We start from the raw sequence: 16495 nt of genomic DNA, 5'->3' as shown, positions 1-16495 counted from the left end.
GAAAACCATATGGTAACGAATTTGATACACGCAATGACTAGCCCGTTTTAGTTCCATTACGGAATTCTAATACTTTGGGGTTGCTTATCCCAATCGCAGCAAGCTGCGGGGTATGCGCAACCCATTTTCAGATCAAAAATTAAGCCAAGATTAATTTGTAGACTGGAAACAAAGGTTGGCACGGGTAAAATTTGCTCCGCTTGGTCAAAAATATTGGGCTGTTCTCCTGGAATATAGGTAAAAATAATTTGCTCAGCAGGATCAATTAGCCAACCCATTTCGGTGCCATGGTTCAAACAATGGAGAATATTTCTAATTACCCTAGTTTGGCTTTGATCTGGAGAAAGAATTTCAATGGCCCAGTTAGGTGCAAGGGGAAAAAAATTGGCAATTTTACCATCCGTATCCCTGGGAATATTGGACCAAGCAAAAACAGACAAATCCGGCACAGTGGAGCGACCACCAAAAGTACAGCACAATTCGGGAAACGCCCTAGCAATTTTTCGGTTTTTCAGGGATGAATTGATGACTGCAACCAATTCTCCTTGAATGACACTATGTTTTCCTTGGGGCATAGGTTTTTGAATAACTTGTCCTTCAACATATTCTTGTGCCGGTTTAGTTTCTGGCAAATCAAGAAAATCTTTTAAGCTAATCGATGGAGGTGCAATTTGCAGCATATTAATTCTGTAGTCATGGGTTAAGCAATTAAAGACTGATAAACTTCTAGGGTTTTACGGGCAGTGTTTTCCCAGGAAAAATCCTTAGACCTAGTTAAACTTTTTTGCCTTAGGTGATCCCGCCAATCCGTATCGCTAACGATTTTTTCCAATGCTAACGCTAGAGCCTGGGTATCTTGGGGATCTACTAATACACCACTGTCTCCCACCACTTCCGGCAAAGATCCAGCCTCAGCAGTAATTATCGGTAAACCAAAGTTCATTGCCTCCACCACTGGCAAGCCAAAACCTTCATAAAAAGAAGGATAAACAAAAGCGGTCGCCCGTTGATAAAATTCCCCTAGCCACTGGTTGGGAACATAGGCCAAACGATGAATCTGATCTTGATGGGCAGAATTGGCGATCGCCGTTAGGATTGGCTCATATTTCCAGCCCAATTGACCGATAAGCACCAATTGATGGGGGGCTTGGCTAGATTGCTTAAATAAATTAAACGCCTCGATCAAGCCAACCACATTTTTTCGGGGTTCCAGAGTGCTGACAAAAAGAAAATAGGGCACTGCAAAATTGTAGGGAATGGTGGCTAACAATGACTCATTTATGAATTTATTTTTTGGAGAACTTGGCTCTGTGGATAACTGTGAACCCCGGTAACGACTAGCTTGGGGAGTAACAAAAATTCGTTCTAGGGGAAACTGGTAATATTCGTTAATTTCCCGTTTTGTACTCTCTGCAAAGGTTAAAATTCCCTGGGCAAAGGGCAAACAACGCAAAATTCTTTGGTGGTAACGTTGCACAATGGGCGGAACGAATTCGGGAAATTTGAGAAAAGTTAGATCGTGAATTGTTAATAAATTGATGGCTTTTTGGCTAGGAAAAATATAATGGTCAATGCCATGGATAAGATCCGGTTTGTCTAGACGCTTCTCCAATAAATTCAAAATGGGATTGGGAAAATTAACTAGGCGATCGCTCAGGGTAACTGGCAACGGCAAACAAGTACAATCGGTGAATTCGGCCAGATGATGTTTTTTTTGCCAATTTCCTTGGCACCAATCTTTTAAGCCAGGCTGATAATAAATTTGTAGAGAAAATTGCCCTTGAAATTGTTGGCTATGTTGTAGTTCATTAAGGGCTCGCAGCAGACTGAGATTATAAAAACCGATACCACTCAATTGGCCCCGTATTGCTGTAGCATCCACACAAACTTTTAGCATCACCAATTAATTTTGCTCACTGTTGATCAATACTTAGCAAATGTCAAAATTTTAAGCACAATCTTTTTCCAGGGGGAGGGTAAAGTAAATCTCTGCCCCCCTACTAACCGCAGTATTGAGACCAATTTGGCCACCGTGGGCCTCGACAATGAGCTTGCAAACGTATAGTCCTAAGCCCAGCCCCAGGGGATTGTTCTCCCGATCGCCGCGCTGATAACGTTCAAAAACTCGGTCAGCGATGGCCAGATCCACACCCACACCATTATCTTTGACCCGACAGGTTAGGGTTTGGTCTATGGCGGTAACCGTAATGGTAATGCTCAACGGTTGGGGCCGGGGTAAAGGATTGTATTTCAGGCTATTGGCCAATAAATTTTCCAGCACCCGCCAAATAAAGTTGGCATCTCCCATGATTGCGGGTAAATTTTCCCCCAGATTTAAATTAAGAGTTACTTCCTGCTCCCCCAACCCCAACGACCATTCCTCCGCAAAATCCCTCACTAGGGTGCCCAGATCAAGGCGTCGCAACACTAAGGGAACCCCCTGTTGTTCCCAATGCTGGCTTTCCACCAGGGAATTGATCAAGGCTAATTGACGTTCACAACTACGGGCCATCTGCTCTAGGGTTTGGCGGGGCAGGGAAAGTTCCGTTTGATCTGGATCGGCCCGTTTAAGGCAGTTATTGAGCACCATAGATAACCCCAACACAGGATTACGGAGATCGTGGGACACCACCCGTAGGGAAACCTCCAGGGATTGTTCCGCCCGCTTCCGTTCTTGGATTTCTGCCCGTAGTTGATGTTTTTGTTGTTGTAGTAGCAGTTGGTGTTCAATGCGGGCCAGCACTTCTTCCATTTGAAATGGCTTAGTGATGTAATCCGCTCCCCCCAGGTTAAAGGCTTTGACTTTATCAAGCACATTATCCAGGGCACTGATAAAGATAATTGGAATTTCTTGGGTGTGTGGATTGGACTTTAGCCGGGCACACATTTCATAGCCGTTCATGGTGGGCATGTTAACGTCTAGCAAAATCAAGTCCGGCGGGGACTGCTCAATACTTTTGAGGGCAAAATTAGCATCCAATGCTTTACGGATTCGGTAACCATGGGCGGACAAAAGGTTGGCCAGCAAACGTACATTGTCCGGGGTGTCATCGACGATAAAAAGGGTTTTACAGTCCGGGCCCATGGCGATCGCCTGCGGGAATTGGTGGAGGGGGAAGAAAAGTTGAGTAAAAGTAGAAGTTGAACTGAATTTTCAACACCTGTTAGTACAGTTGGGAGCAATTAATTGGGTTACCCCGCTAGGGTCACCGCCCCAAAACTGGATTCAACCACTAGGAAAATCTGCTCAAAACGATATTCCCTGGCCCAGGTGGCCAATAGATGAGCTAAGGATGGGGACAAGGTCGGCAGGGACTCAACCAAGGTAATCAGGTCATCGTCATTGCATTCTAAAGCCATTTTTGCCATCTTTTGTCGCCAGGACTGGGGAGTTTTAGCCAATTGTTCTGATAGGGACGGAGCCGTTATCACAGGAAATGGCCGGAGAGGGGAAGCCGGTGGTTGCCCCTGGGAAGGTAAAGCCACGGCCAGGTGTTTGGCTAGAAGGGCAATCAATTCTTCGGGGCGGAAGGGCTTACTTAAAAAGTCGTCACAGCCGGCGCTAAGAATTTCGGCCCGTTCCCCTTCAAAAGCACTGGCGGTGAGGGCAATAATGATCGTATGTTGACCTTGGGGGCTGGCTTTAATTTTTTGAGTAGTGCTCCGACCATCCAGCACTGGCATTTGCATATCCATCAAAATTACCTGGGGATGCCAACTTTCCCACAGGGCGATCGCCATTTCTCCGTTTTCCGCTTCTTGGACAACAAAGCCCAGACTAGTGAGTAATTGGCGCAGTAGTAACCGACTTTCCGGGCGATCATCCACCACAAGAACTTTTTGATTGTACTGATCTAACGGCGGCAGGGTAACCGCTGAAGTTTCCGGGGTTGGCTTGGGGGCCGCCATCACCTGCACTGGAATGGCAAAAAAGAAAGCACTACCTTGATCGACCTTGCTCCTGACTTGAATTTGTCCCCCCATCAACTGAACAAATTTTTGGCTAATGGGCAGCCCTAAACCATTCCCCTGACAAGACTTAAGCCCCGTTTCTGTCTGGGCAAAGGGTACAAACAGTTCATCCATTTCATGGGCAGCAATGCCCGCCCCCGTATCCGACACTAAAAAATGAAGCCAGATGGATGCTCCTTGACCTTCATCAGTCTGGGGAGCGGTCAGGCATTTAACCTTGAGGGTGACACCGCCCTGGGCAGTAAACTTAATGGCATTGGCCAACAAATTAATCAACACCTGCCGCAACTTGCCCCCGTCAGTCTTAATCCATTCGGGCACCTCTGGTGATCGCTCCACTTTAAGGAGGAGTTGTTTTTCCTGGGCCCTTAGTTGGAAAAGAGCCTGGAGATTATCCAATAAACGATGGCAATCAATGGTTTTTTCATTGAGGGTGGTGCGCCCTGCCTCAATTTTGGACATTTCCAAAATGTCGTTAATTAGCTCTAATAAGTGCTCACCGCTCCGGTTGATGATATCTAAGGTGGGACGGTGGGGAGCCAAACTGGGATCCCGATGCAACAGTTGACTAAAGCCAATAATGGCGTTGAGGGGAGTGCGTAATTCATGGCTAATACTGGCCAAAAATTCGGTTTTAGCGCGATTGGCCGCATCCGCCGCTTCCTTAGCTTGGGTCAGGGTTGTCTCCGCTTGGTGTCGGGCCTGGGCGATCGCCAAAAATTGACCCACCAGCTTGGCCAGGTTCAATTCCTCTGGGTTCCAGCCATAGTTGTCATGGAGATGAACCATGCTGATGTAGCCCAACACCTGGGCATCCTTAACCATGGGCACCACTAGGATGGATTTCACCAGGTCAAATTGCAGGGAGACCTTATCCATCTCAGCTTCTGGCGGCATTTGCTCCACATCCCTCACCAAAACGCCTTCGCTATCCTGCAAATTGGCCCAGATCCAGGGATAGGTGGCCACCGGTACCCCTTGAAACGTCGATAACCGGGGGGCAATACCCACAGCACACCATTCTTCCGCCATCTGTAAACAGTCCTTGGCCGGGTCGTGGTAAATCACATGGACCCGCTGACAGCCAAACAACAGCCCCAGTTGCTCTATGGCAAAACGCACCGCTGTGGCCCAGTCCTTTTCCAGCAAAGTTCTCGTAATTGCCCGCAGACAATCTTCCCGTTCCAATTTTGGCTCCAAAACCTCCCCCCGGCGATCGCCTCTCACCCTAGGATTTGCACCATCCCACCAGTTGGGGACAGCCCCAAAGTGATACCCTTAAAGATGGCAAATTTGACCAAAACTCAACAGTAATCCTGTAGTCTAACTATAAACAAATTCCTAGACAATCAGCATGGTAGCCGTAAAAGAAGCAACTAACGTTGGCAAAATTACCCAGGTCATCGGGCCTGTAATTGACGCCCAGTTCCCCAGTGGTAAATTGCCCCGTATTTATAATGCCCTTAAAGTCCAAGGCAGAAATTCTGCTGGTAACGAAGTAGCTGTTACCTGTGAAGTGCAGCAGCTTCTCGGCGACAACCAAGTGCGGGCCGTCGCCATGAGTTCCACCGATGGCCTCGTCCGGGGCATGGACGTGGTAGACACCGGGGCCCCCATCAGCGTTCCCGTCGGCACCGGCACCCTGGGTCGTATTTTTAACGTTCTTGGTGAGCCTGTTGACAACAAAGGCCCCGTGCCCGCTGGTGAAACTTTCCCCATTCACCGTCCCGCTCCTAAATTGGTGGATTTGGAAACCAAGCCCCAAGTATTTGAAACAGGTATTAAGGTAATTGACCTGCTTACTCCCTACCGTCAGGGTGGCAAAATCGGTCTCTTCGGTGGTGCCGGTGTGGGCAAAACCGTAATCATGATGGAATTGATCAACAACATCGCCATCCAACATGGTGGTGTATCTGTGTTTGGTGGCGTAGGGGAACGGACCCGGGAAGGGAATGACCTCTACAACGAAATGATCGAATCCAACGTAATTAACGCCGACAAACCGGAAGAGTCCAAAATCGCTCTGGTGTACGGTCAAATGAACGAACCCCCCGGGGCTCGGATGCGGGTGGGTCTAACCGCCCTCACCATGGCGGAATATTTCCGGGATGTGAACAAACAAGACGTATTGCTCTTCATCGACAACATTTTCCGTTTCGTCCAAGCTGGTTCGGAAGTATCGGCTCTGTTAGGGCGGATGCCCTCTGCGGTAGGTTACCAGCCCACTTTGGGCACGGACGTTGGGGATTTGCAAGAGCGGATTACCTCCACCAAGGAAGGTTCCATCACCTCCATTCAGGCGGTGTATGTACCGGCGGACGACTTAACCGATCCCGCTCCCGCCACCACATTTGCTCACTTGGATGGTACCACAGTACTTTCTCGGGGCTTGGCAGCTAAAGGTATTTACCCTGCTGTGGATCCCCTGGATTCCACCAGCACCATGCTCCAGCCCTCCATCGTTGGGTCAGAGCATTACGACACCGCTCGGGAAGTGCAATCTACCCTGCAACGCTACAAAGAATTGCAGGATATTATTGCCATTCTCGGCTTGGATGAATTGTCTGAGGAAGACCGTTTGACCGTAGATCGGGCTCGGAAAATTGAGCGTTTTCTTTCCCAACCCTTCTTCGTCGCTGAAGTATTTACCGGTGCCCCCGGCAAGTACGTTTCCCTAGCTGACACCATCAAAGGTTTCAAAGCGATTTTGGCTGGTGAATTGGATGATTTACCGGAGCAAGCTTTCTATCTGGTGGGAGACATTGAAGAAGCTAAGGCCAAAGGTGCCAAGCTCAAAGAAGGTTAAGTTAATCGCCTGGGGTCTAGGTTAGGAAATAGTTAGGGGGAACAACGGTGGTTTTCTAGGATGACCATTGCTTAGTGTCCCCCTTCTCCCTGGCCGGCGATCGCCAGTTGTTTGCATAGAAACGCTATCAAAGGGAAATTCCTAAAAATGACGTTAACAGTACGGGTAATCACACCGGATAAGGTGGTTTGGGATGAGGAAGTACAGGAACTCATTCTCCCCAGCACCACCGGCCAACTGGGTATCCTCAGTAACCATGCTCCCCTGCTCACCGCTTTGGAAATTGGCGTGATGCGGGTGCGCCCCGGTAAGGACTGGCAGAATATTGCCGTCATGGGGGGTTTTGCTGAGGTAGAAAATAATGAAGTCAAGGTATTGGTCAACGGCGCTGAATTGGGCACCAACATTGATGCTGAATCGGCCCGCCAAGCCTACACGGAAGCCCAGGGGGCTTTAGAAGAGGCCAACCGGGGGGAAGATAAACCCAACCAACTTAAAGCTTCTAACAATTACAAAAAAGCTCGGGCTCGCCTGCAGGCGGCCGGTGGCGCCGTCTAGTCGGGACGGTTGTCGTTGGTCAGCACCATGGCCCAACCCAGCTTGGTTAACCAAAGTCTTCCCGGTGTTGAGCACTGTTAGCATTGGGGAGGCTTTTGCCTTGGCACTAGTAACCGTTTTTGCTTCCGCCCCAGTCCCAGTAGCCCATGGGGACTAGGGATACCCGATCGCCTTGTTTGCCCTATGAAAAAACCTTGGAAAACTTCCCCAACAGTGGCCCCCAACGCTAAGCCCTGGCAACGGTTCGTCTTGGTGGCCACCTTGGTGATGGCGATCGCCGTTTTTAGCAATGTTTATTTAACTCCGGCCATTGCCAGGGATCTGGGGAACCAACCCAAAACCCATGATCAGTTGACGTTTGCCCCCTTGCCGGAAATTAACCTGCCGGAATACGAACGTTACACTCTGCCCAACGGTTTGGTGGTTTATCTAATGCCTGACCGGAGACTGCCCCTGGTGTCGGGATCGGTGGTGATGCGAGCAGGATCCCGTTGGGAACCGGCGGATCAGGTGGGGCTAGCCCAGTTGACGGGCACCACCATGCGTTTGGGGGGAACAGAACAAAACTCCCCAGCCCAACTGAATAATTTATTGGAGCAAAAGGCCGCCGCCATTGAAACTAGCATTGGCACCTCTTCCGGTTCTGCTAGTTTTTCCTCCTTGAGTAAGGACTTTGACCTAGTCTTTGACCTATTTGCCCAAGTTCTCCAAACCCCAGCCTTTGATGAAGCCCAGATTTCCCTGGCTAAAAACCAACTGCGGGGAGCCATTGCCCGGCGTAACGATGACCCTGGGGATATTGCCAGCCGGGAATTTAGTAAAATGCTTTACGGCCCCACCAGCCCCTATGCCCGCACGGTGGAGTACCAAACCTTAGCCAATATTGACCGCCAGGCCATTATTGATTTTCATCGGCGCTACGTCCGTCCAGACCAGATGATTTTGGGCATTGTGGGGGACTTTGACAGCGAAACCATCAAGCAAACCATTGCGGAAAGGTTTGTTAATTGGCAAGGGTCGGGAGCTGCTCCCCGGTTGACTCCCCCCAGCGCTAGCCAAGTTAACGACAGTGAAGTTTTTTTAGTTAATTTGCCCCACGTTACCCAAAGCAATGTTCTTTTGGGACAAATTGGTGGCATGGTGGACAGCCCGGATTACGCTGCCCTGTCGGTGATGAATGGGGTACTGGGGGGTTTTGCAGGCCGGTTATTTAACAATATCCGCTCCACCCAGGGCTTGGCCTATAGTGTTTCCGGTAGTTGGCAGGCTGCCTATGATTATCCCGGTTACTTTCTGGCTGGGGGCCCTACCCGCACGGAAACCACGGTGCAATTTCTCCAATCCCTGTTACGGGAGTTTGAAAAGTTACGCATCACTGAAGTAACCGCTGAGGAATTGACCTATGCCAAAGATTCAATTTTAAATTCCTTTGTTTTTAATTTTGAAAGGCCGGGGCAAACCCTTTCCCGTTTGATGACCTACGAGTATTACGGTTATCCAGAGGATTTTATTTTCACTTACCAACAGGCGGTGATGGACACCACGGTACAGGATGTGCAACGGGTAGCGGCGAAGTATCTCCAGCCCGAACAGATGATTGCGGTGATTGTGGGGCAAGGCGATCGCCTAAAGGATGAATTGGAAGCCCTAGACCGGCGGGTGCAAATGTTGGAAATTGCCATTCCCGAAGCTAGTAGTTAATCGGGCCATGGACGGGCGGAGGAAACAAAAAACCGATTCAATAGGGGCTCCGGCCATGGGAGTGGTGGTCACTGGGCTAGCCCTGGACACTGCCCTGGGAGATCAATTACAAACCTGGGCAAAGTTGCTAGAAGGAAAAACGGCCATCAATCTTAAGCAACTCTTTACTAACTTGCCACCTCTACCCTTGGCATTACAGGAAAATTATCCCCGTTCCCCAGGGCAATTGGTTCCGCCATTGGTGCAGGCCGCCATTGATGATGCCCAACTTGATCCCGCTGAAGAACCCTGGGGAGTGGCGATCGGTTCTAGTCGGGCTAGCCAATGCCATTGGGAAGATTGGGTTGGCTGCAACATTAAGCCTCCGGTGGCCCCCAACTTTGAGCTTGTGGATTGGTGGCAGACTTTACCTGATCAGGCCGCCCGTTTAGCTGCCCAACTTCTACCGGAAGTAACGGTGATGCAATGCCCCATGGCCGCCTGTGCCACTGGGTTATGGTCGATCGCCCAGGGAGTGGAGTTAATTAGAACAGGCCATTGCCAACGGGTGTTGGCCGGAGCAGTGGAAGCCCCCATTACACCGCTCACACTGGCTGGTTTTAGCAAAATGGCCACGCTAGCACCGGATGGATGTTATCCCTTCGATCGCCAACGCCGGGGTTTAGTGTTGGGGGAAGGGGGAGCTTTGTTAGTGTTGGAAACCCGGGAATTAGCCCAGAAGAGAAAAGCCAGAATTTACGGTGAAATTTTGGGTTGGGGTTTTAGTTGTGATGCACTCCATCGTAGTACTCCTGCCTTTGATAACCACAGTGCCCAGCAAGCCGTCAAGCATTGCCTCACCCGCAGTGGTTTAACCCCAGAGAAAATTGACTTGATTCATCCCCACGGCACCGGCACTCTTTTCAACGATCAACGGGAGGCCGCTTTAATCCAAACTCTTTTTCCTCAAAATCCTCTCATTACTTCCAGCAAGGGGGCCACTGGCCATACCCTGGGTGCTTCCGGGGCGATCGCCGTAGCTTTAACCTTACTGAGCCTTTATCAGCAACAATTACCTCCCTGTGTTGGTTTGAAAGAACCTGAATTTCCCCTCAACTTTGTCGGCATTGAATCAGTTCAGCCAGCAACTAGCCCTTTAAACTATGGTCTCTGCCTCAGTTTTGGCTTTGGCGGCCAGAATGGGGCGATCGCCGTGGGACACGCACCAATACCAACAAAATGAACCGGCCGTCAAGTCTCGTTGACAAAAATTAACATTATGTTTACTATAAAAAAGATAAGGCTATGGAAACCCGACAGAATTCCTTTGCATGAACTATTAAGGGCACGGGTTCTAGGGGTTTCGGTACCTTCCATTGACATTGAGTTCTCCTAGATATGCCCTCGGTGATGCCGGGGTATTTTTTTGACCGTCTGAATGTTTTTTGTTTAATCCCGCTGGATGGACTTAATTAGTTCCCCCTGAGGGTTAACTAAATCGATCATCAATGGCATTTGTCCCGCTGCATGGGTAGAACAACTAAGGCAAGGATCATAACAACGAATACCCGCTTCCACCCGGTTTAAAAACCCTTCTTGCACATCATGATTGCGAATGTAGTGTTTGGCAATTTGGGCCACGGTTTTATTCATGGCTAAGTTATTGTTGCCCGTGGCAATGATCAAATTCACTTTCTTAATTAGACCATCTTCATCTATCTTGTAATGGTGGAATAAAGTACCCCGGGGTGCTTCGCTCACTCCCACCGCTTCGGTACAATTAATTTCTGCCTTAGCTCGACAATTTTTGGACAAAATATCAGGGTCAGCCATTAACAATTCGATGGCTTCTAAACAGGCAAGAATTTCCACCAAGCGGGCGTAATGATAAAAGAAAGAGGACGTGGCCACACCTCCAGCCCGTTGCCGATATTCTTCTAATTCTTGGTCTGCTTCCGGGGTGCCAATGTGATGACAAACATTAAGGCGGGCAAGGGGACCAACCCGATAAATGCCATCGGGATAACCCAGGGGTTTGTAGTAGGGAAATTTTAAATAGGACCATTTTTCCACCGATTCACCAATAAAATCAGCGTAATTATCTTCACTGAGATTGTCCGCTACAATATTGCCTTCACTGTCGGTAAATCGCAGGGAACCGCCATAATGTTCCCATTCATTATTTTTGCCCACTAACCCCATAAACAGGGAGGGAAATTTGCCAAATTCTGCCACTTCTGTTTGGAAGCGGTCCAACATATTTTTAAACAAATTTAAGGCTAAATAAACGGTTTCTTTTGCTTCTGGTAAGCGATCCACAATCCATTGCCTTCCTTCTTCAGATAATGGCGATCGAACTCCTCCGGGCACAGACCAAGCCGAGTGGATTTTTTTAGCTCCCAAAAGTTCAATTACCGTTTGGCCAAATTGCCGTAACCGAATACCTGCCCTAGCTAAATCGGGGTCAGCAGCAATTAAACCAAACACATTGCGAGTAGCGGGATCACTGTCCCAACCAAGCAGAAAATCAGGACTGCTGAGATGGAAAAAACTTAGGGCGTGGGATTGGGTAATTTGCCCTAAATTCATTAAACGGCGCAGTTTTTCCCCGGCTGGAGGGATTTGCACCGCCAGTAACTTATCCCCGGTTTTAGCCGCACAGAGCAGATGGCTAACCGGACAAATGCCGCAAATACGGGCGGTAATACCAGCCATTTCCCACATGGGACGACCTTCGCAAAATTTTTCAAAACCCCGATATTCCACCACATGGAAGCGGACATCATCTACGTTGCCTTGGTCGTTGAGGAAAATGGAGATTTTGGCGTGGCCTTCAATGCGGGTAACAGGATCAATAACAATGGTTTTAGACATGGGATTAATTATTGTTGATTCGGATATTTTCTGAGCAGTAGATATAGCAAGTTAAGTTTTCTAATCAATCTCTAAGAATCTAAATAAAATTAACTACTATTAGCATTAACTGATTTTATTCTAGGGAAATTTTGTTGTATGGAATTAAACAATTTTTTGTCACAGGTATAAAAATCTATCTGCATTTTTTCTGCTAAAGCTAAATAATGGGCATCATAGGCGGCCGGCAATTTAAATTTTTCGGCGATCGCCAAAGCATCCTGATGCAGTTCTGAGTGTGAATGCAGTTCAATACCAAGATTAAAACTTTCTGTAAGAGCAATTTTGGCTTGGGTATAGGTAATCTGATTAGTCTTACTTAAACGCCATAAAACATTAGTTATTTCGTAATTGATTAGATCAGGAGCAATAATTTTAGTATTTGCATTACGCCATTCAGTCCACATTTCAAGATAGATAGTTTCTTCATAATAACCAACAAGAAGTCGGACGATAAAGTTTGAATCGATGCAAATTGTGAAAGAGTTTTGGTTGACCATATCAAAGATTACTTTTCAAAACAGGCTTGTAGAATATCTTGAGTTCTTTCTTCCCGCATTTCTTCGACAATTTCATCCATAGAAATATCAAAAGGTTTTCCCTGACGAGAAGCATAAATTTTCTGGCGATTAGCCTCAATTTTCCCCAAAACTTCTTGCCAATTACTATTTTTTTGTTCCAGGCTAGCTTGCAGTAACTGCTGTTCCTCTGGGGAAAGACTCTGAATTATTTGAACCAAGGATTCTACTAATTGAGTATTCACTTTTAAATCTCCTAAATAGCTATTTTGGAAAAGGTTGAGAAAACCTGATTTTAACCAAATTTGATCATTGCTCGCCCTTCCATGAGGGGATGTTCTCCATTTAGTAATGGTTCTAAAGTTGCTCGAATGCGGTGGGCATCGGGGGGACAACCGGGCATAAAAATATCCACTGGAATAACCTCATGTAGGGGAATAACTTTGTCCAATAGGGGCGGCACAATACCAGGTTCATTGGGGAGTTGAGGTGTGCCATCTCCCAGTTCAATATAGGCTCGGCGCAGAACCGGATCGCTACCTTTGAGCATATTGCGCATACCGGGGACGTTAGCGGTTACAGCACAGTCCCCAAAGGAAATTACTACCTTCGTTTTCTGTCTCAACTCCAAAGCTAACTCTAAATTTTCTTCGTTGGCGATCGCCCCTTCAACTAGGCAAACATCCACATTGTCCGGGTATTCCTTGAGATCAGAACCAACGGGACTGAAAACCACATCAACTTTTTGAGCGAGATCAATGAGCCATTCGTCCATATCAAGGAAGGACATATGACAGCCGGAACAACCAGCGAGCCAAACGGTAGCAAAACGAATTTTAGCCATGATTAAAAGTTTAGAAATGATGTTAAAAGTTCTTAAAAGTTCAACCTACCTGACCCATTCCTTTTCTTTGCGGGCAGTGGCTAAAAACTCCACCTTACGGCGATCGCCAATTTTTTCAGCAGTGGTTTCTCCTTTATGGAAGATAGAACCAGTGGGACAGGCATCCACACATTTGCCACAGGAAGTACAGGCATCAACTGTGCCCCAGGGCTGATTTAAACCGGAAACAATTTTGCATTCTGCGCCCCGGTAAGCCACATCCCAAACGTGGGCTCCCTCAATTTCATCGCAAACTCGCACACAACGGGTACAGAGAATACAACGGTTATGATCAATGCCAAACATGGGATGGGATAAATCCACTTCTCGCTTGGGAAATTGATATTTAAATCGGCTGTGATCCATACCCACCGTAATGGCCATATCTTGCAATTCACAGTTGCCGTTAGCCACACAAATGGCACAGACATGATTGCCTTCGGAAAAAAGTAATTCCACTGTCATACGTCGGTAATCTTGCAATTTTTCTGTGTTGGTGTGGACTACCATTTCTTCGCTCACAGCGGTAACGCAGGCGGGCATTAATTTATTGGTACCTTCCACTTCCACCATGCACAAACGACAGGCTGCCGCTTCCGAAATCCCTTCTAAATGACAAAGGGTGGGAATGGGAACCCCTGCTTCTTTAGCCGCTTGCAAAATACTTGCCCCTTCTTCAATGGCGATCGCCTTATCATCAATGGTTAGGGTAACAACGGACATAACGTTTAAAAATCCTCAGTGACTAAGTAGAGTGAAAATAACAATCTGATCAGTGGATTAACTAAGAGTCATAATTGTTTAGATAAACTAACTAAATTGACTTAGTAGCCACTTCGCCGCCTGGGTATGACTAGTTTCTCTACCCATTTTTAAAGCCTCTTCGAAAAGAGATAACTGTAAACCCTCTAACACCTGGGAGATATGAATTCTATAACTGCCTTGTCCATGGACTCTGAAAGCGGTAACAGTAAAATCTTTGACATTGACAATCCAATATTCCTTAACCCCCAACTCCTCGTAGAGCAGTCGTTTTTTCCCTTGATCATCTGCCAGGGATGTATTGGCAATTTCAATGACTAAATCGGGGGGGGGAAATTCATCCAGACTGATGATACTTGTACCAGAAGGGATTACATCTGCGTTATTGCCAACATAGCAAGAAATATCCGGTTGGGCTTCCTGTTTATCGGCTTTACGGTAACTACAGTTATCCTTAATCGCCACATTCAAGTCATGGGTAGCTAGGTAAAGGTGAATTCCTCCTAGGATAGTAGAGTGATCGTGGGCATGGTCATTGCCGATAGGAGACATTTCAATTCTCAACTGGTTTTGATAGTAGTAGAACTTTGCTTTGTCATAATCGGGATTTTCAGTAGCCTGGATAAATTCTTCCCAGGTGGCTTTAGTCCAAGTGTCACTTTTGATGGGAGCAGTTAAAACATTCATGGCGTTTTAGAAAGGGTAACTGAGTGGATAAACTACCGAACTAGACTTTGAGTAATTCTTCATATTCATGGCGAAAATAGCGCAGGGTACTTATTACTGGATTAGGCGCACTCATCCCCAATCCACAAAGGCTAGTTTCCTTAACCATATGGCAAAGATTTTCTAGTTTGATCAAGTCCTCTTGGGTGGCTTCCCCTTCTAAAAATCTGGTTAAAAGGTCATAAAGCTGCACCGTTCCAGCTCGGCAGGGAATACATTTGCCACAGGATTCCGATCTGCAAAAATCCATATAAAACTGGGCCACGTCCACCATATTGGTGCTTTCATCCATGACAATCATGCCCCCGGAACCCATCATGGTGCCCAGGGCTAATAGGGTGTCATATTCGATGGGAGTATCTAATTTATCGGCGGGGATACAGCCTCCGGAAGGTCCCCCAGTTTGCACTGCTTTGACTTGGCCACCATTGGGTACACCGCCCCCCATTTCCTCCACCACTTGTCGCACGGTGGTTCCCATGGGCACTTCAATCAGACCAGCGTTTTCCACTTTTCCTGTGAGGGCAAAAACCTTGGTGCCTTTACTTTTTTCCGTACCAATGGAGCCATACCAATCTCCTCCTTCCCGAATGATGGGTACAACGTTGGCGTAGGTTTCCACATTGTTAATCAGGGTGGGACTTTGCCACAAACCCGATTGGGCTGGATAGGGTGGTCTTGGTCGGGGCGTTCCCCGTTTTCCTTCCACAGAGGCAATGAGAGCAGTTTCTTCACCGCAGACAAAGGCACCGGCTCCCACTCGTATATCAATCTTGAAATCAATGGGAGAGTCAAAAATTTGTGTGCCCATCAGACCATAACGTTTAGCCTGTTGGATCGCTTTTTGCAGTCGTTGGATAGCAAGGGGATATTCTGCCCGCACGTAAATGTAACCATGGTTAGCCCCCACTGCATAGGCGGCGATCGCCATACCTTCGAGGATGCGATGGGGATCACTTTCCAGCACACTGCGGTCCATGAAAGCACCGGGATCGCCTTCGTCAGCATTGCAGATGACATATTTTTGCTGGCCGGGCATTTTGGCCACCGTGGCCCATTTCAAGCCGGTGGGATAACCGCCCCCACCCCGACCCCGCAGACTACTTTTGTTCATTTCCACGATCACTTCCTCTGGGGTCATTTCATAAATAACCTTATGAAGCTGTTCGTAGCCCCCTAGGGCGATGTATTCATCAATGGATTCGGGATCAATCCGGCCCGAATTTTCCAAAGCGATATTACGTTGCAGGGCATAGAAAGGATGGTGGGGATCGCCACTGATTAAGCCAGTTTCTGGGACCGCATTGGGTTCCTGCAATTTTTTGACAATATCCCCCACCTGGTCTGGGGTAACAAATTCGTAGAGTTGGTTCCGGTCATCCACCGCCACCAGGGGACCCCGGCCACAAAACTTCATACAGCCTACCCCACAGACTTCCACTTTTTCTTCCAATCCTGCTGCGGCGATCGCCGTGGTGAGATTTTTTTTCACCGTCTCCCCTTCAGAAGAAAGACAACCGGCGGCACTACAACAACGAATGCGAATTTTTGTTTGTTTCTCACGGCTTTTGATGGCAATTTCCTTTAATTCTTTAATGTCCATGGGGTTTAAGCTCAATAACAACAAATCAAAAAATCAACTAGAAAAAATCAAGCAATCACCTGATACTTGATATC

The 16495-nt window shown here is 47.6% G+C and carries 17 protein-coding genes; 6 read left to right on the top strand and 11 right to left on the bottom strand.

Annotated features, from left to right (window positions below):
* Positions 1-56 precede the first annotated feature (56 nt).
* Genes BWK47_RS07360 through BWK47_RS07350 form a run of 3 tightly spaced genes read right to left on the bottom strand, consistent with a single transcriptional unit; the run spans position 57 to position 3028 of the window.
* Positions 57-680 (bottom strand): Uma2 family endonuclease, encoded by a 624-nt coding sequence (locus tag BWK47_RS07360; protein WP_237269931.1) that lies wholly within the window; start codon positions 678-680, stop codon positions 57-59.
* Positions 681-700: 20 nt separating this feature from the next.
* Positions 701-1897: a glycosyltransferase family 4 protein gene (locus tag BWK47_RS07355; RefSeq protein ID WP_237269929.1), complete on the bottom strand. Its 1197-nt coding sequence runs from the start codon at positions 1895-1897 to the stop codon at positions 701-703.
* Positions 1898-1948: 51 nt separating this feature from the next.
* A complete protein-coding gene (locus BWK47_RS07350; RefSeq protein ID WP_237269927.1) occupies positions 1949-3028 on the bottom strand; it encodes a hybrid sensor histidine kinase/response regulator in 1080 nt (359 codons plus the stop codon).
* Here BWK47_RS07350 and BWK47_RS17035 point away from each other — a divergent pair.
* Positions 3002-3145, top strand: a complete 144-nt coding sequence (locus BWK47_RS17035) for a hypothetical protein (RefSeq protein ID WP_223211387.1) — start codon at positions 3002-3004, stop codon at positions 3143-3145. The two genes, BWK47_RS07350 and BWK47_RS17035, sit on opposite strands and share 27 nt — an antisense overlap.
* Positions 3146-3192: 47 nt before the next feature.
* Here BWK47_RS17035 and BWK47_RS07345 read toward each other — a convergent pair whose 3' ends face one another.
* On the bottom strand, positions 3193-5172 hold the full coding sequence (locus BWK47_RS07345; protein ID WP_237269925.1) for a response regulator: 1980 nt from the start codon (positions 5170-5172) through the stop codon (positions 3193-3195).
* Positions 5173-5326: 154 nt separating this feature from the next.
* Between BWK47_RS07345 and atpD the strand changes: the two genes are divergently transcribed.
* The 5 genes from atpD (at position 5327) to BWK47_RS07325 (ending at position 10259) form a co-directional block, all read left to right on the top strand.
* The gene (gene atpD, locus BWK47_RS07340) at positions 5327-6778 is read left to right on the top strand and encodes a F0F1 ATP synthase subunit beta (protein ID WP_010872712.1); all 1452 of its coding nucleotides are present in this window, start codon (positions 5327-5329) and stop codon (positions 6776-6778) included.
* Between the two features lie 147 nt (positions 6779-6925).
* Positions 6926-7336: an ATP synthase F1 subunit epsilon gene (gene atpC, locus BWK47_RS07335; RefSeq protein WP_162328151.1), complete on the top strand. Its 411-nt coding sequence runs from the start codon at positions 6926-6928 to the stop codon at positions 7334-7336.
* The gene (locus BWK47_RS16850; protein WP_204250481.1) at positions 7323-7493 is read left to right on the top strand and encodes a hypothetical protein; all 171 of its coding nucleotides are present in this window, start codon (positions 7323-7325) and stop codon (positions 7491-7493) included. Before atpC ends, BWK47_RS16850 begins: the two co-directional genes overlap by 14 nt.
* 26 nt (positions 7494-7519) lie before the next feature.
* On the top strand, positions 7520-9037 hold the full coding sequence (locus tag BWK47_RS07330; protein ID WP_237269923.1) for a M16 family metallopeptidase: 1518 nt from the start codon (positions 7520-7522) through the stop codon (positions 9035-9037).
* Entirely contained in the window at positions 9012-10259 is a 1248-nt protein-coding gene (locus BWK47_RS07325; protein ID WP_237269921.1) for a beta-ketoacyl-ACP synthase, read from the top strand. The genes BWK47_RS07330 and BWK47_RS07325 overlap by 26 nt, the downstream gene beginning before the upstream one ends.
* Positions 10260-10465: 206 nt before the next feature.
* Here the strand turns inward: BWK47_RS07325 and BWK47_RS07320 are convergent, their stop codons facing one another.
* From BWK47_RS07320 to hoxF, 7 genes are all read right to left on the bottom strand, one after another.
* Positions 10466-11890 (bottom strand): Ni/Fe hydrogenase subunit alpha, encoded by a 1425-nt coding sequence (locus tag BWK47_RS07320; RefSeq protein ID WP_162328150.1) that lies wholly within the window; start codon positions 11888-11890, stop codon positions 10466-10468.
* Between the two features lie 89 nt (positions 11891-11979).
* Positions 11980-12429, bottom strand: a complete 450-nt coding sequence (locus BWK47_RS07315; protein WP_162328149.1) for a type II toxin-antitoxin system VapC family toxin — start codon at positions 12427-12429, stop codon at positions 11980-11982.
* 8 nt (positions 12430-12437) lie between these two features.
* A complete protein-coding gene (locus tag BWK47_RS07310) occupies positions 12438-12692 on the bottom strand; it encodes a hypothetical protein (RefSeq protein WP_162328148.1) in 255 nt (84 codons plus the stop codon).
* 50 nt (positions 12693-12742) lie between these two features.
* The gene (locus tag BWK47_RS07305; protein WP_162328147.1) at positions 12743-13291 is read right to left on the bottom strand and encodes an oxidoreductase; all 549 of its coding nucleotides are present in this window, start codon (positions 13289-13291) and stop codon (positions 12743-12745) included.
* A gap of 45 nt (positions 13292-13336) precedes the next feature.
* Positions 13337-14053 (bottom strand): bidirectional hydrogenase complex protein HoxU, encoded by a 717-nt coding sequence (gene hoxU / locus BWK47_RS07300; protein WP_162328146.1) that lies wholly within the window; start codon positions 14051-14053, stop codon positions 13337-13339.
* An 87-nt stretch (positions 14054-14140) separates the two neighbouring features.
* On the bottom strand, positions 14141-14779 hold the full coding sequence (locus BWK47_RS07295; protein ID WP_162328145.1) for a Uma2 family endonuclease: 639 nt from the start codon (positions 14777-14779) through the stop codon (positions 14141-14143).
* A gap of 40 nt (positions 14780-14819) precedes the next feature.
* On the bottom strand, positions 14820-16421 hold the full coding sequence (gene hoxF / locus BWK47_RS07290) for a bidirectional NAD-reducing hydrogenase diaphorase subunit HoxF (RefSeq protein WP_162328144.1): 1602 nt from the start codon (positions 16419-16421) through the stop codon (positions 14820-14822).
* Between the last annotated feature and the right edge of the window lie 74 nt (positions 16422-16495).

It is taken from the genome of Synechocystis sp. CACIAM 05 (assembly GCF_010222815.1).
GTDB lineage: Bacteria > Cyanobacteriota > Cyanobacteriia > Cyanobacteriales > Microcystaceae > Synechocystis.
The sequence above is the reverse complement of the archived record's forward strand: the minus strand, read 5'-3'. Positions and strand labels throughout refer to the sequence as shown.

Excerpts from the sequence above, each read along its gene's own strand:
- atpD (WP_010872712.1), top strand. The coding sequence starts at position 5,327 with ATGGTAGCCGTAAAAGAAGCAACTAACGTTGGCAAAATTACCCAGGTC.
- BWK47_RS07360 (WP_237269931.1), bottom strand. The coding sequence starts at position 680 with ATGCTGCAAATTGCACCTCCATCGATTAGCTTAAAAGATTTTCTTGAT.
- atpC (WP_162328151.1), top strand. The coding sequence starts at position 6,926 with ATGACGTTAACAGTACGGGTAATCACACCGGATAAGGTGGTTTGGGAT.
- BWK47_RS07320 (WP_162328150.1), bottom strand. The coding sequence starts at position 11,890 with ATGTCTAAAACCATTGTTATTGATCCTGTTACCCGCATTGAAGGCCAC.
- BWK47_RS07355 (WP_237269929.1), bottom strand. The coding sequence starts at position 1,897 with ATGCTAAAAGTTTGTGTGGATGCTACAGCAATACGGGGCCAATTGAGT.
- BWK47_RS07305 (WP_162328147.1), bottom strand. The coding sequence starts at position 13,291 with ATGGCTAAAATTCGTTTTGCTACCGTTTGGCTCGCTGGTTGTTCCGGC.
- BWK47_RS07315 (WP_162328149.1), bottom strand. The coding sequence starts at position 12,429 with ATGGTCAACCAAAACTCTTTCACAATTTGCATCGATTCAAACTTTATC.
- BWK47_RS17035 (WP_223211387.1), top strand. The coding sequence starts at position 3,002 with ATGGGCGGACAAAAGGTTGGCCAGCAAACGTACATTGTCCGGGGTGTC.
- BWK47_RS07330 (WP_237269923.1), top strand. The coding sequence starts at position 7,520 with ATGAAAAAACCTTGGAAAACTTCCCCAACAGTGGCCCCCAACGCTAAG.
- hoxU (WP_162328146.1), bottom strand. The coding sequence starts at position 14,053 with ATGTCCGTTGTTACCCTAACCATTGATGATAAGGCGATCGCCATTGAA.
- hoxF (WP_162328144.1), bottom strand. The coding sequence starts at position 16,421 with ATGGACATTAAAGAATTAAAGGAAATTGCCATCAAAAGCCGTGAGAAA.
- BWK47_RS07295 (WP_162328145.1), bottom strand. The coding sequence starts at position 14,779 with ATGAATGTTTTAACTGCTCCCATCAAAAGTGACACTTGGACTAAAGCC.